We start from the raw sequence: 15438 nt of genomic DNA, 5'->3' as shown, positions 1-15438 counted from the left end.
TGCAACAGGCTATCACAGCTTTACTAAAAGATACAACATTTTTTATATAGAAAAATAAAAAATTAAACGTGGCTCTCAACAAAAGCACTTAATTGAGATTTTGAAAGCAAACCCATTTTAACTGCTTCAACCTGACCATTTTTAAATAAAATCAATGTAGGAATACTCATCACACCAAACTTCGCAGGAGTTTGTGGATGCTCATCGATATTAATTTTGGCAAAAGTTACTTGCTCACCATGAGAAGCAGCCACTTCTTCTAATATAGGGGTCAATGCACGACAAGGACCACACCACTCAGCCCAAAAATCAACTAATACGGGCTTATTTGCGTTGATTACATCCTGTTCAAAACTTGCATCTGATATTGTTTTAATAAGATCACTCATGAGTCAACCTCTGTTGTTTAAAATTAGTTAATCACCAAAACTCACTCTGCATCAAGGAATATTGGCATAGTTTGAATGAAAAATCTTCGGAAAATTATCTACATCATCTATAAAGGCGCTTTTTTTAAAAAGGCTTTTCATTCGACCTGCACTCAAAATCCATTATGCTTCTAGATTTTCGCATTGAGAGAGATGGACTACAAGTACTATTATAGATCACCTCCGACTGCTTGCAATACACTTAATGCAGTAATTGCCGCAGTTTCAGTGCGTAAAATTCTTGGCCCCATGGATAAAAGCTGAAATCCATGCTGACAAGCCAATTGAACCTCATGCTCACTTAATCCCCCTTCCGGACCAATAAGTAACGCAATTGCAGAAGAGCCAATCTCATAATCTCGCCAGTTTTTATTCTCACCTGGATGCAAGATCAACTTCAATCCAACTGGTACTTCACTGATATAACACGCCAAACTAATAGGTGGATTTACTGTAGGAACATGATTACGCCCTGATTGCTCGCACGCGGCGATGGCAATTGCTTGCCATTGATGGAGCTTTTTGCTCATTCGTTCTTTATCCAGTTTAACGACGCAACGCTCCGTGACAATAGGCGTAATGCTGGCCACACCGAGTTCGACTGCTTTTTGCATGACAAACTCCATACGCTCACCCTTAGAAACAGCTTGTGCCAAATGGATAGTCAATGGCGATTCACGACTCACCTTATTTATCGAGCCAACAACTACAATAACCTGCTTTTTTTTCACAGCATCTATCGTTGCATCAAACTCGCGATCATCACCAGAAAATAAGGTGAGCTTTTCACCTACCTGCATGCGTAAAACAACGCCTACGTGCTGACTGGCTTCGGGAGATAATTCTAAAAGTTGGCCTGTATGGTAGTTTCCAGGTTGATAAATACGTACCGCTCTCATGCACTGGTTTCTCTTGATGTAGCCTGAGTGCAGCGAGGCAGAACTAGGGAGACGGAAAAATATGCTATCCCAGGTTCCGCTTCGCTGCACCCAGGCTACGTATTTATAATTGGCAACACTATAACAAAAATTACTTATTTTTGCCCTATGTGATAGAATTTTTTATTTCACTAAACGCCATTAAGGAAATTAAAAACCATGAGCAAAACACGCATAGAATCTGATAGCATGGGTGAAATTGCTGTCCCTGCTAACAAATATTGGGGTGCGCAGACCGAACGATCATTACATCACTTTAATATAGGCAAAGACATTATGCCGCGTGAAGTCACTCACGCCTTTGGCATCTTAAAGAAAGCAGCGGCATTAACCAACCTGGACTTAGGGAAGTTACCTCAAGATAAAGCAGATTTAATTGTGCAAGCTGCGGGTGAAGTCAGTGAAGGCATGTTAGACGAGCATTTTCCTTTGCACGTGTGGCAAACAGGAAGTGGTACTCAATCGAATATGAATGCCAATGAAGTCATTTCAAATCGCGCCATTGAATTGGCAGGTGGGACCATGGGCAGTAAATCGCCTATTCATCCTAATGATCATGTAAATATGTCTCAATCTTCAAACGATACATTCCCAACAGCAATGCATATTGCGGCAGCAATTGCTTTTAATAAGAAATTGATCCCCGCAGTAAAAAATTTGCGTGATGCCTTAGCGGTTAAAATGGCAGCATTTAAAGATATAGTCAAAATAGGCCGAACTCATTTACAAGATGCCGTGCCAATCACCTTGGGGCAAGAGTTTTCTGGTTATGTTGCCCAACTGGATGCCTGTCTGCAACGACTTGAAGGGGCATTACCTGAGCTTTATGAATTAGCTGCAGGAGGAACTGCTGTAGGAACTGGTTTAAATACTCACCCTCAATTTGCAACAAAAGTAGCCCAACACATTGCTCAAATAACCCAATTGCCTTTCGTTACCGCACATAATAAATTTGCCGCGCTTGCATCGCACGAAGCGTTGGTTAATGCACACGGTGCAATGAAAACCCTGGCTTGCGCTTTAATGAAAATTGCAAATGATATTCGTTGGTTAGCGTCAGGACCACGTTGTGGTATTGGCGAGTTAATCATTCCTGAGAACGAGCCTGGGTCATCAATTATGCCTGGAAAAGTGAATCCTACCCAATGTGAAGCCATGACCATGGTTTGCGCGCAAGTACTGGGCAACGACGCAACTGTTGGCATCGCAGACAGCCAAGGCAATTTTGAACTGAATGTGTTTAAACCCGTGATTATCTTTAATGTACTGCACTCCCTCAATTTATTGGCTGATACATGTCATTCATTCCAAGAGTTTTGTGCCGAAGGAATCGAAGCCAATCATAAAGTGATTGATTATTACCTGCATCATTCTTTAATGCTCGTCACCGCTCTCAATCAACACATAGGCTATGACAACGCAGCAAAAATTGCTAAAACCGCACATCATGATAACTCTTCTTTACAAGAAGCCGCAGTGAAACTTGGCATTTTAACCGCCGAACGTTTCGCAGAATTGGTAAAACCTGAAGAGATGATTGCACCAAAGTAGGACAGACTAGGGCCTGTTTACAGGCCCTAATAAAAATTTATAGGATAATAAAAAGGAGGCTAAGCATAAAACAGTCCTTGTGATTCTATGCATCTTTTTCATAGATTGAAGGTCATTCCGTTGCAAGTCAAAAACTACAAGCCTAGGTAAACTAACACCTATGTTGATGTTACTGCCAGTTTTTTTAAGGAATACGGCCTGTGAAGAAAAAACAAAACTCAGGAAAGAGAACCCGAGTTAGGGAGTACCTAACCCAGGCCACAACATTATTGTATTACAGGAATCTGTGGGGCAGTGTTGCGTTTGGGTCCTGGAGTTGCTTTTTGAGTAGGATCCTTTGAAGCGTAAGTTTTTTGCGCTTTAGGCTTCGCTGTTGTATGTTGTGCTTTCTGAGCATTCATTTGCTCATAGTGCTGAGCATTTGCATGTTCTGAACGTTGCATGTCCATGCACGCACACAAGCCTAAAGATACAGCAATACCCAAACACCACTTAAGTGACTTTAAATTGATCATATTTAGCTCCCTGCTTCAGTTAGTTCGAAATTAAATATAAATTAAAAAATTTAAAATCACCACCTAATCATACAAGAATTTTTTTTTTCAACTAAAAACCATATAATCAAATCAAATTTCTCTCACTAAAGGACTAATATGATTTATCCCAATATTCTTGCCACCATAGGCCAAACCCCCACAGTAAAAATTAATCGTCTTGGTCGTGAGCTCGATTGTGAACTTTTTGCAAAATGTGAGTTTTTTAATCCAGGCGGATCCGTTAAAGATCGTATCGGATATGAAATGATTATTAATGCAGAACGAGATGGCCATATCAAACCTGGCTATACATTGATTGAACCGACCTCCGGAAATACAGGGATCGGTATTGCACTAGCAGGTGCGGTATTAGGGTACAAAGTAATCATCACGATGCCCGAAAAAATGAGTCAGGAAAAACAATCGGTACTTGAGCGTTTGGGAGCAAAGATTTATCGTACTCCAACGGAAGCAGCATATAATGATCCAGAAAGCCATATTTCTTTAGCGAAAAAGTTGAATGCGGAAATTCCTAATTCCTATATTCTTGATCAATATGCAAACCCCAATAACCCCAATGCACATTATCAAGGCACAGCTCAGGAAATTATTGATGATTTTGGCAAAGACTTACACATGGTTGTTGCCGGAGTAGGCACCGGGGGCACAATTACTGGTATTGCAAGACGTCTGAAGGAATATAATCCAGAAATTCAAATTATTGGCGTAGATCCCGAGGGCTCGATTCTTGGCGGTGGCACTGAAATTAAGTCCTATGCCGTAGAAGGAATAGGCTATGATTTCTTTCCAGAAGTTTTGGATAATACGTTAATTGATAAGTACATTAAAATAAACGATCGCAATTCATTTCACACTGCAAGGGATTTAATCCGTGAAGAGGGTTTATTGGTAGGCGGTTCTTCCGGAGCGGCAATGTGGGCGGCATTACAAGCTGCGAAATCGTTAAGCAAAGGACAAAAATGTCTGGTTATTTTGCCTGACTCCATTCGCAATTATATGTCTAAATTCCCGAATGATGCATGGATGAAAGAACATGGCTTTCTGTAAAAGCGAAATCGTTCAAGCAATGGTGTCAACTTAAACCCTTATATGTAGCATGACATAATACGAAAACATCACTTTAATCCCGGATTACGATTACTTATAATCCGGGCTACATAAACTACTTGGCGCTACTTAAAAACCTTGTCCGCCTAATGTAACCGTAGAGCGTTTTTCCAGCGCTTCAAATATATCGTCTGCATCAACTTGCTTTGTGGTAATCCAATCTGCTAAAGCACTTGCTAACATCTCTGTGGTTGCTTGCTGCTCTTTCTGAGGTACTCCAGCAATAACCGGCTGCCCGTTTGACTGCGCTAAGGCAGCGACGGATACCGTATTGTTCGATTGCGATAAATGTTTAATGTAGAGATCCAGCAATCGTGCGCGAAATAGTTCGGGAGTTAATTCTTCATCTTCACGTGTGCTTAAAATCGCTTTTCTATATTGCTCGAAAGACTGCACCAGCTGTTTTTTGTCTTCTTCGAGTAAATGAATAATATCATGCAGTGTTTCTCCCCGCTCCTTTGTATTCTCAACAGGCTCAGGTGCATTAATGGCTAATTGACCAACATACGCAAAGTCTGCTTTATGTTTCACAGCAGGGAAATATTGCTCCCCTTGAACTTGGATTACTAAATTAATTTTAGACATCATGCTTCTCCGTCATATACTTCTTTTTTTCTCAGTTCCTTTCCGAGTTCTTTAAAAGATAATGTAATACTAACCCCCAGTGTCTGCGCCAACGCATTTAAAGCACTTGCGGGCAATTGAATTGTGGGATCACGCAAATAACTTTTTGGTGTTTCAGCACTTAACCCATCAAATACTTCACGGTACATCAGCGGATGTGTATATAGCTCATCCACTGCCAGTTGACGTAGTACATATGCCATACATTCCACTAATTCTGACTTACGAGAACTATTGAGTAGCATTCCCATACGCTCTGGGAGTGTTAAATACGGCTGATTACTGACATATTTGGGGAAATGTAGATAAAAACGCTCCAAAATTTTTTTCAGAGTAACATCATTACCACGTTGGGAAGTACCTTGTAAGGAATCAATCAGGGCTACAGCAACAGCATGAAATTGTTCGGTACCGACGTTAATAAAATTACTGTATTCTGCACGTGGTCTAGGCTCATGATGTACATAAGCTCTAGTATTAAAAAAACCCGCCATAATACTCTCCCGCCCCGCAATATAATTTCATTCTAATGAATCAAAATTAAGGAAATATTAACTACCCAACATCATCAGCATAAATCTACAATTCCTCGCACGTGTCTCAAAAAAAATTATAGCAATAAAATAATACTTAAAATTATAATTTTATACTGGATGCTATAATTTTACTCGATTATACAATAATAAGACAGCGATTAATGACTTTTTATGCTTTGCAATGATATGAAATTTAGGCAAACTACATATAAAACGAATAAATCGGATATATTAACACTTGCTAATTTTTGGCATGTCACATCACTAAAGGATGACTTTGAAACCCTGGATACCTTATTTGTTTTGCATGCTTCTCGTACTCTTAACCTTGCTCATTCATGTAAGATTGCGAAGAAAGCAACTCAATGTAAACCGCTGGCAAAAATCATTAAAGTTACAAAAACACGCCCAAGTGTTTCACCAACTCTATACCGATGTCAACGGGTTTATGCTCTCAAAAAATGCACGCCAAGAATACGATGCCATGGAATACGCTTATGGAGAAATCGAATTTTCGTCGTTTATCGCGCTCATATCATTAACCCAACCCAATGAAACTACTGTCTTCTATGATTTGGGCTCAGGGACAGGCAAGGCAGTGCTGGCCTGCAGCATGGTCTTTCCCGTACGTCAAAGTGTAGGAATTGAATTATTTCCCGAACTCCATTTTGTTGCGTGCAAACAAGCCGAGCAATTGGCAAAAATAGAACATTATGCAATGCAAGCAAAAAAAATTAAATTTATTTTAGGTAATTTTCTTGAGGTAGATTTAAGTGATGCAACGCTTATCTTCATTAATTCCACCGCTTTTTTTGGACCTACGTGGGAAAAGCTTTGCGCAAAACTGGATCAGCTATCACAGCTGAAAAGCGTTATTACCACCAGTAAAACATTATCCTCTGACCATTTTACTTTGATAAGACGCGTTAAAGTTGAAATGAGCTGGGGAGTCGTCCTCGCTTATGTTCATTCTCGAAAAAGTACATCGACTAACTGTCTTGAAAATATTGAATAATTTTTTTCCCAGTCTATACTTATAAAACAAGGGACAATTGTCAGCTAATCTGTATTGGTAGCAGACTTTGAAACACGCGACAACACGAGGTGGGTATGATCAAATCGGAACTCATTGAACAAATCGCTGCTCGAATGACGCATCTTACTGAAAAGCAAGTTGCTGATGGAATAAATAAAATATTGGAATTAATGAGTGATGCACTCATTAAAAATCAAAGAATAGAAATTCGGGGATTTGGCAGTTTTTCTCTTCATTACAGACCTCCACGTAATGCCCATAATCCCAAGACTGGCGAAAAAGTTGTGACTAAAGCAAAATACAGTCCTCACTTTAAACCAGGAAAAGAATTACGTGAACGCGTTGATGCATCACGAGATAAATATAAGTTACCCGATGAAGAATAGGGTACCTTGATTTGTTGCACACCAATGATCGGAAATCGTAGCCTGGGTGATGCACCGCAAAACCCGGGCTAGGACATTCAATCTTTATCCAAACTAAGTCCGCGGTAGCGTGACGCCTGTCTGTCCCTGATATTTTCCACCACGATCACGATATGAAACAGCACAAACTTCTGCAGCTTCTAAAAACAGCATTTGTGCTACGCCCTCATGCGCATAAATCTTGGCAGGCAATGTCGTAGTATTCGAAAATTCCAAAGTGACATGTCCTTCCCACTCTGGTTCTAAAGGAGTCACATTAACAATAATTCCACAACGCGCATACGTAGACTTACCGAGGCAAATGGTTAAGATATTACGTGGAATTCGGAAATACTCTACGGTTCTTGCTAGTGCAAACGAGTTAGGAGGAATAATGCATACATCGGATTGCACATCAACAAAACTGTTTTCATCAAACGCTTTGGGATCCACAACAGCAGAATTAATGTTAGTAAAAATTTTAAACTCATTAGCACAACGCACATCATATCCATAGCTAGATACACCGTAGGAAATAATTCTGCCATTTTCTTTTTCACGCACTTGCCCTGGTTGAAATGGAGAGATCATTCCATGTTCAAGCGCCATTTTTTCTATCCATCTATCTGATTTAATCGACACAGTAAACACCTCATGAATGCTTCAAAATGAGTGTTCTATCATAAAAGCCGGATAAACGAAAGGTTGTATTGATATTGTACTTGATATTTCTCGATGATTTTATTTATCCACAACCGCATTTCCGGAGGTAAGCATAGGCCGTAACCCGGGGACAATAGGAAAGTCCTGGGTTACGATTCCATCGTTGTTATTGGGGAGGCAAACTTATTTTTTTTTCGCAACCATATTCGATAAAATGTCGCCTAATTCCATTGGCATTGGAAACACAATAGTTGAGTTATTTGTACCTGCTATTGTAGCTAAAGTCTGCAAATATCGTAGCTGCATCGCCTGTGGTTGTTGCGCCAATACTTGTGATGCTTGCAATAATTTTGAGGAAGCTTGTAACTCCCCTTCGGCATGGATCACTTTCGCGCGGCGTTCACGCTCTGCCTCTGCCTGTCTCGCTATGGCCCGGATCATACTCTCATCCAAATCAACCCGCTTAATTTCTACATTAGACACTTTAATACCCCAGTTGTCTGTTTGTGCATCCAGTATTTTTTGTACGTCACTATTTAAGCGTTCCCGTTCAGAAAGCATTTCGTCGAGCTCATGTTGCCCCAGCACAGAACGAAGTGTTGTTTGTGCCAATTGACTGGTTGCTTCATAATAATTCTCTACCTGGATAATTGCATTTTCTGGAGCCACGACACGGAAGTATAAGACCGCGTTGACTCTTACAGAGACGTTATCTTTGGATATAACGTCTTGACTGGGGACATCCATAACTATAGTACGTAAGTCGACTCGTACCACCTGTTGGATTACCGGAATAATAAGCACTAAACCAGGTCCTTTTACTCGCCAAAAGCGGCCCAGCATAAATACAACACCCCGTTCATACTCTCTGAATACTTTAACTGCTGATAACAAAAGCAGCAGGATCAGTACGATGATTACCGTTAAAAAAGGTCCCATTTTTTACCCTCCTTGATTACCTGCATCTTCTTCAATATCCAACACCAGTCCCGAAGCTGCAATGACTTTTATTGACGTGTTTGCTGCAATAAATTGTTTTGCGCGCACGCTCCAAATTTCACCGTGAATTATTGCTTGTCCTTCTAGATTAATATCACCCAATGTTCGTCCTTTCGCGCCTAACAAAACAACAACGCCATGCTTTACACTTTGTCGTCTTGCTTTTATCGCCATACCGAGTAAGATCACAAAAAGAACGATATTCACCAACACCATTGCCGCTATTGCCGACCAAGCGATATGATACAACGCATTATTGGTATCCAGTAACATAATAGACCCAATAATAAAAGCAATTGTGCCGCCGCCACCTAACGAACCATAAGCGGGAATAAATGCTTCCGCTATAATAAATCCTATACCTAATATAATAAGGAAAAAGCCTGCATAATTAATTGGTAATAATTGGAATGCATACAGTGCGATACACATTGATATAACACCTATTACTCCCGGTAATAAATGTCCTGGATTGACCAATTCAAAAAAGATACCGTATATTCCAAGTAACAGCAGCAGATATGCCACCGTGGGATCTGTAATTATCGATAGAAACCGTGTACGCCAATCAGCTTCGACGCGCTGAATGTCGGGACTACTGGTATTGAGCGTAATTTTTTGATTGTTCTGCATTACGGATACACCATTCAACTGCGCTAATAAATCCTTTTCATCAGCAGCAATATAATTAATGACCCCTTCTTTCAAGGCTTCTGTAGCAGTTAATGTTTCGGCATTCACAACAGCCTTTTGGGCAAAATCAGCATTTCGCCCTCTCAATTGAGCCAGTGAACGTATTGTTGCTACAGCATCATTAGTAATTTTTTTATCCATCGTTGTTGGCTTATTTGTACTCTCGTTTCCCAAACCTGCTGCTTCCAAATTAACTGGGCTTGCGGCCCCCAATTGTGTTCCTGGTGCCATAGCTGCCAAGGTACTGGCATAAAGCAAGTAAGTCCCAGCGCTTGCGGCACGTGCACCATTGGGACTGACATAAGTGACGATAGGAACATTAGAAGATAAAAATTTTTGAATGATTGTGCGCGTTGCCGCCTCGAGTCCACCGGGGGTATCAATAATAATTAAAATTAAATCTGCCTGTTGCGCCTTATCAATATTGCGGACAACATAATCTGCAGTCGCCGGCCCAATCGCACCTTTGATATGTAGTTCAATAACTTTTGATGCATAGGAGGAAGCATAAATAAGAAATAGGCCTAACAGTAAACCAAATCGGAATCCAAATCTGTTTCGACCAAATAATGTGAATACGGACCTTGGCATGCGATGAGAATGACACATGCTCCTTTCCTTTATGAAATACGGTATATATGATAAAAGATAGCACAGTTTATGTGCTTTATTGCCATTTGAACTGCGGCAGACTGCCTTAGACCTTGGAGGTCTATGGGTAACCTGGGCGAAAAATGTATCCCAGGTTACATGCGTTTCAAGAATAGATTTTTTAGAAATAGACCCCAATCTGTGCAGAAACCGTATCCGAAGTACCACCTGTTCCCAATGTCGGAGCGTTTATAACCCCTGCAGGCGCTGCACCATTAGCAAATTGGTTTGGTCCATAATCGATTTCGTGTCGATATTCGATGCTTTCTACGGTATCTTTCCAAATGGAAATATTAAATACACCAATAAAACGTTGTTCAGGTAAATTTAAAGCAAGCGCATCTTTTGTCCATTGATAGCCTACACCTATAGATGAAGGTCTGTTGAATGCTTTAAATGTCACATCAATTTCAGTCTGTAATGCTTGCGGTTGTGCACCACGACCATTAAAACTTAAATCTTGAGCCCTAAATGCTTCAATAGCGCCCACCCATTCTGCGGCAAAGTTAAATCGGTCATATCCCAGATTGCCATAAACATCTACAGCTTGGGTCTTGCGTACTGACTCGTTTCCGTTAAGTAAGGAACCAAACCCACCAAAAGTTCCTGGATTTGCAGCAGTACTTTGCATTCCAGCTGCATCATTTATCGAGCTGATATAGCTTGCGCCTACTTCACCGCGAATTTCGTCAAATGCATAGGAGTATCCCGCGTTCACCCCTCCAACACCCGCTCTTCCTAATGTAGTATCACTTCGATAGATATATGTAGAGATAAATGGACCAGTCTCATCTTGAGATTTATAACCTAAAATAAAAGGACGTGTTTTCGTGCGCGCCATATCCAAAGTTACTGGTGAACTGATCATGGAGCTGGAATATCGTCCAAAGGGCACATATAGTTGTCCGGCAGTAAAATAAAATGGCGTTTTATCCAGATTACCAATGTTAACAAAGCCCATATTCAAGTTAAATGCTGAATTATTAATTCTTGGTCCAACTTCGGGTGGACTGGCATCGTAGGCTATTGCAATATAAGCTTCAACGTTTTGGTTTAATGCTGCAGCAACATCGAGCTCACTTGAACCTAGGGTTAAATCAACATTCGTTCCCCCAACATAATTACTATTAATCATGCCTACAGGTTCTGCTTTACCACTAAGTGCAATGATTGGCCTGTCAGGGATTGGATACCCCATATTTTTATAGGCCCTATATAATTTTCGACGTTGTTGCATCAAACGAATGTCCCGATTAATACTCGAAATATTCACAATATAATCAGAGCCATCAAATGCCGGTCTATCACCCAAATAGGGAGAAGCGACTACCGGCGTTCCTGCAATGTAGGTAACCACACGGTCTTCTGCTACTAGGGCAGTTGGATAAAATCCTATTGTTTCTGGGTGTTCTTTAGGCGTGTGTACTGAAATTGTTGATGAATGGTATTTAACCATTTTATCTTGTTCAGTTTGCTGGTGCTCATGTTTTTTCCCACGCTTTTTATGGGGAGCATGTACTCGTTTTTTGTTTTCCACTTTCGTCGTCTTAGTTGAATGACTGACTTTACTGGTAACAAGTTCTTTTTGTAAGGCATTTAATTGCGTTTGTAATTGTTCTGCTTGTTTTTGTAAACGAGCTATTTGTCGTTGTAACTGTTGATCATGTTCCGCATAGAGTGGCGATGATAAACAGACTAGAGCCAATATGATTTTTTTATACTGCATGCGGTACTCCTGTTCATTATTTTTACTTCCACCTCGGTAGGGCAGAAAATTATATCTCGCTAAACAGGGAGTGGCTAGCTTATTTTTCACAAATATGCTTAAATTTTGCAACTTAATGATTTGTATAAAAAAAACCCATAGCGTATGTATGGGTTTCAATTAAGAAATTCTCTAGGTGAGATGACGGAACTATTTTATGCGTTACCAACTAACTTCAAGCCAAAATAGGGACCAAATACTCCATAATCAGTTGGACGCACTGGGCCTGCTAAATTGGGGAATGGTTGTTCTAGTAATACGTTAAAGTAATTTACTACCTGATATCCCGCTTGAATATTTGCAACACCTATAGGAGTAGAAAGGGCATAATTCGCACCAAGTTTTGCTTCTAAGCTTGGAACAATGCCTTTTTTACGGTAGAACACTTGCTCAACAATAGCTTCGGTCGGTGATACAACAAAACCGGCATGATACTTATTCGTACCAATGAGGATGGAGCCTGCTCCGTTTGCGGTTAAGCTGAGTGCGTTCGTAATAGAGAAAGCGTAATCAATTCCTACAACTGGTCCAAAACCTTTATAATCAGTATTGTCAAATTTAGAAAACGGGTTGCTTGCAATAAAAGGAATTTCCTCAGTTATATAATAGTTTGTAGATGTTGATTGAATGTTCGCATATTGCAGACCAGCATAAAAGCGCATCTTATCTCTCATGCTGAGATCTACGTGCTGTCCCATAACGGCATTTACTTGGTCTATTCTATTGCGGCTAACTAATTCAAATGGAGCTGGGATTGCTGGTAGCCCTACTGCAGGTATAGTGAGAATTCCTGCAAGCTCTGTTGGATCTGTGGAAGTACTAAAATGCATCCAATTAATCGTTATATCATTTCCTGTATTAAAATGATAAGAACCTTCTAAACGATATCCCCAATTCCAGTCACTTTTTATCTCTTGATTTAAAGGAAATGTACCAGCTTCTACAGATTTGTTAGGACCAAAAATTGATCTTAAATAAAGTGCTTGCCCACTAAAATCCCAAAGATTTGTTATGCATGGTACAGTAACATTACCAGGGGTACACGCTGGTCCCATACTACCAGCAGTCGCTACACCGGCTACCAACCCTAATACAGTTATAGTTGCTTTCTTAAACATGAATACTCCATTAGAAAAAAAAAGCCCATCATTAATGACGGGCTTTTATAAGATCTTAATCAATTAAGAAATTAAACGTTTCCAACATACTTCAGACCGAAGTAAGGACCAGCAGCACCGAAGTCAGTTGCAGTAACTGGTAATACAGTTGTGTTTAAAGCATGGAAGTAGTTGAACCACATGTAACCAGCATCCAGAGTTAAATCACCTTGAGCCATTGCATAAGTGTAGTTAGCACCTAATTTAGCTTCCAGTTCAGGAACGATCGAAGTTCTGCTTCCAGAAACGTCGAAATCAAATGTTTGTGCACCAGTTGCAGGATCAAATGTATCGAAATCGTATCCGTGCTTAGATGTACCAACTAATATTGCAGTAGCTGCTTTAGCATAAATACCAAAACCGTTACCGAATACATAGTTCATGTCGATACCAGTGCGTGGACCAAATCCGTTGTATTGAGTATTACCTTCGAAACCAACAAGAACATCATCAACATCGCCATCAACATCAGCAGCAAATGCATGAACACTTCTCTTGATGCTAGCGAATTGGAAACCACCGTGGAAACGGATTTTCTTGTTAGCGCTGAAGTCAACGAATTGACCTAATTCACCGTTAACTGCATCCCATCTGTTTTTGTGACCAAAACCGATTTCTAACTCAGGAGCGAATTCTGGAGTAAACTCGTGGTTATTCCAGCCAGTATCCAAGTGATACCAGGTTAAAGTGATGTCATTACCAGTGTTGAAGTGGTAAGAACCTTCAATTTGGAAGCCCCAGTCCCATTGAGCAGACAAATCAGTGTCAATAGAAGCACCAGTTGGAGTAACGTCCAAATTTAAAGAAACATTGTTATCGGTCATTACCTGTAAAACAAGAGCTTGTCCGCCAACATTCCATGCAGTACTTGGACATGGGACAGTAACATTACCTGGGGTGCAAACTGGGCCCATAGTACCAGCGAATACTGCACTGCTACCTAAAGCAAGAACAGCTAACGCTGTTTTTTTCAAATTTAACATGCTTATCTCCACTTTTTATTATTATTTCCGTTCGTTACCAATTTTAAATTGTTAGCAACGGTACGCATATTCGCTCTATACCGAGAGCGTACCTTGCTCAATTATCTAACCGGACCTTCATAAAGTCAACAGTATTGATTAAATTTATTAAAACGATAGCGAATTAAACGTTTCCTATATACTTCAGGCCGAAATAAGGACCAGCGGCACCAAAGTCAGTAGCTGTAACAGGCAACACGGTTGTATTTAACGCATGGAAGTAGTTAAACCACATATAACCAGCGTCAAGAATCAGGTCGCCTTGTGCCATTGCGTAATCATAGCTGGCACCTAACTTAGCTTCCAGTTCAGGAACAATCGCAGTTCTGTTTCCATTCACTTCGAAATCAAATGTTTGTGCACCAGTTGCAGGATCAAATGTATCGAAATCAAATCCGTGCTTAGATGTACCAACTAATATTGCAGTAGCTGCTTTAGCGTAAATACCAAAACCGTTACCGAATACATAGTTCATGTCGATACCAGTGCGTGGACCAAATCCGTTGTATTGAGTGCTACCTTCGAAGCCAACTAATAAATCATCAGCATCGCCATCAACATCAGCAGCAAATGCATGCACACTTCTCTTGATGCTAGCAAATTGGAAACCGCCATGGAAACGGATTTTCTTGTTAGCGCTGAAGTCAACGAATTGACCTAATTCACCGTTAACTGCATCCCATCTGTTCTTGTGACCAAAACCGATTAATAAATCAGGGTCGAAGCCTGGAGTAAACTCATGGTTGTTCCAACCAGTATCTAAGTGATACCAAGTCAAAGTAATGTCGTTACCAGTGTTGAAGTGGTAAGAACCTTCAATTTGGAAGCCCCAGTCCCATTGAGCAGACAAATCAGTGCTAATTGAGGCACCAGTTGGAGTAGTATCCAAATCTAAAGAAACATTGTTGTCGGTCATTACTTGTAAAACAAGAGCTTGCCCACCAACGTTCCATCCAGTACTTGGACATGGAACCGTAACATTACCTGGGGTGCAAACTGGACCCATAGTACCTGCGAATAATGAACTGCTGCCCAAAGCTAAAATAGCTAAAGTAGTTTTCTTTAAACTTAACATGCTTATGTCTCCGCATAAATTATTATTATTTTCTGTTTCATTGATAACTCTCTACTAGGAGTTGTCATTAGCATGCCTTCGTCGCTTCAGGTCGATGCATGCAACAGTGTGAGTATTAGCAGTGGAATGGAATAAGTCAAGAAGATTTATTAAAAAAATTAATATTTTTCAATGAGATATGCCTTTTTTGTTCATTGGATATTTTTTTTGAGCAGCATGGCGATACTTTAGA

16 protein-coding genes are annotated in these 15438 nt (G+C 40.3%); 4 read left to right on the top strand and 12 right to left on the bottom strand.

Going from position 1 to position 15438, the window contains the following annotated elements:
* Positions 1–62 precede the first annotated feature (62 nt).
* Positions 63–389, bottom strand: coding sequence for a thioredoxin (gene trxA / locus Lste_RS13625; RefSeq protein WP_058511464.1), 327 nt, complete (start codon positions 387–389; stop codon positions 63–65).
* A gap of 209 nt (positions 390–598) precedes the next feature.
* Positions 599–1327, bottom strand: a complete 729-nt coding sequence (locus Lste_RS13620; protein WP_058511463.1) for a 16S rRNA (uracil(1498)-N(3))-methyltransferase — start codon at positions 1325–1327, stop codon at positions 599–601.
* Between the two features lie 198 nt (positions 1328–1525).
* On the opposite strand from Lste_RS13620, the gene fumC reads away from it, so the two are divergent.
* A complete protein-coding gene (gene fumC, locus Lste_RS13615) occupies positions 1526–2917 on the top strand; it encodes a class II fumarate hydratase (protein ID WP_058511462.1) in 1392 nt (463 codons plus the stop codon).
* Between the two features lie 266 nt (positions 2918–3183).
* Here fumC and Lste_RS13610 read toward each other — a convergent pair whose 3' ends face one another.
* Positions 3184–3432, bottom strand: coding sequence for a hypothetical protein (locus Lste_RS13610; RefSeq protein WP_058511461.1), 249 nt, complete (start codon positions 3430–3432; stop codon positions 3184–3186).
* Between the two features lie 138 nt (positions 3433–3570).
* Between Lste_RS13610 and Lste_RS13605 the strand changes: the two genes are divergently transcribed.
* Entirely contained in the window at positions 3571–4521 is a 951-nt protein-coding gene (locus tag Lste_RS13605; protein ID WP_058511460.1) for a pyridoxal-phosphate dependent enzyme, read from the top strand.
* A gap of 129 nt (positions 4522–4650) precedes the next feature.
* Here the strand turns inward: Lste_RS13605 and Lste_RS19625 are convergent, their stop codons facing one another.
* Positions 4651–5169: a hypothetical protein gene (locus Lste_RS19625; protein WP_058511459.1), complete on the bottom strand. Its 519-nt coding sequence runs from the start codon at positions 5167–5169 to the stop codon at positions 4651–4653.
* Positions 5166–5699 (bottom strand): hypothetical protein, encoded by a 534-nt coding sequence (locus tag Lste_RS19620; protein WP_058511458.1) that lies wholly within the window; start codon positions 5697–5699, stop codon positions 5166–5168. Before Lste_RS19620 ends, Lste_RS19625 begins: the two co-directional genes overlap by 4 nt.
* A 313-nt stretch (positions 5700–6012) precedes the next feature.
* Here Lste_RS19620 and Lste_RS13590 point away from each other — a divergent pair, with 313 nt between their 5' ends.
* Positions 6013–6756, top strand: a complete 744-nt coding sequence (locus Lste_RS13590; protein WP_058511457.1) for a class I SAM-dependent methyltransferase — start codon at positions 6013–6015, stop codon at positions 6754–6756.
* A gap of 95 nt (positions 6757–6851) precedes the next feature.
* Positions 6852–7163, top strand: a complete 312-nt coding sequence (locus tag Lste_RS13585) for an integration host factor subunit beta (protein WP_058511456.1) — start codon at positions 6852–6854, stop codon at positions 7161–7163.
* A gap of 93 nt (positions 7164–7256) precedes the next feature.
* On the opposite strand, the gene dcd is transcribed toward Lste_RS13585, so the two are convergent.
* From dcd to Lste_RS13550, 7 genes are all read right to left on the bottom strand, one after another.
* Entirely contained in the window at positions 7257–7823 is a 567-nt protein-coding gene (dcd, locus tag Lste_RS13580) for a dCTP deaminase (RefSeq protein ID WP_058511455.1), read from the bottom strand.
* A gap of 204 nt (positions 7824–8027) precedes the next feature.
* Entirely contained in the window at positions 8028–8783 is a 756-nt protein-coding gene (locus tag Lste_RS13575) for a slipin family protein (protein WP_058511454.1), read from the bottom strand.
* A gap of 3 nt (positions 8784–8786) precedes the next feature.
* Entirely contained in the window at positions 8787–10127 is a 1341-nt protein-coding gene (locus tag Lste_RS13570) for an NfeD family protein (RefSeq protein ID WP_157070769.1), read from the bottom strand.
* 181 nt (positions 10128–10308) lie between these two features.
* Positions 10309–11913: an LbtU family siderophore porin gene (locus Lste_RS13565; RefSeq protein WP_058511453.1), complete on the bottom strand. Its 1605-nt coding sequence runs from the start codon at positions 11911–11913 to the stop codon at positions 10309–10311.
* A 194-nt stretch (positions 11914–12107) separates the two neighbouring features.
* Entirely contained in the window at positions 12108–13070 is a 963-nt protein-coding gene (locus tag Lste_RS13560) for an Lpg1974 family pore-forming outer membrane protein (RefSeq protein WP_058511452.1), read from the bottom strand.
* Between the two features lie 71 nt (positions 13071–13141).
* On the bottom strand, positions 13142–14092 hold the full coding sequence (locus Lste_RS13555) for an Lpg1974 family pore-forming outer membrane protein (RefSeq protein ID WP_058511451.1): 951 nt from the start codon (positions 14090–14092) through the stop codon (positions 13142–13144).
* A gap of 163 nt (positions 14093–14255) precedes the next feature.
* Entirely contained in the window at positions 14256–15206 is a 951-nt protein-coding gene (locus Lste_RS13550) for an Lpg1974 family pore-forming outer membrane protein (protein ID WP_058511450.1), read from the bottom strand.
* Positions 15207–15438: the final 232 nt, after the last annotated feature.

It is taken from the genome of Legionella steelei (assembly GCF_001468005.1).
GTDB lineage: Bacteria > Pseudomonadota > Gammaproteobacteria > Legionellales > Legionellaceae > Legionella > Legionella steelei.
The sequence above is the reverse complement of the archived record's forward strand: the minus strand, read 5'-3'. Positions and strand labels throughout refer to the sequence as shown.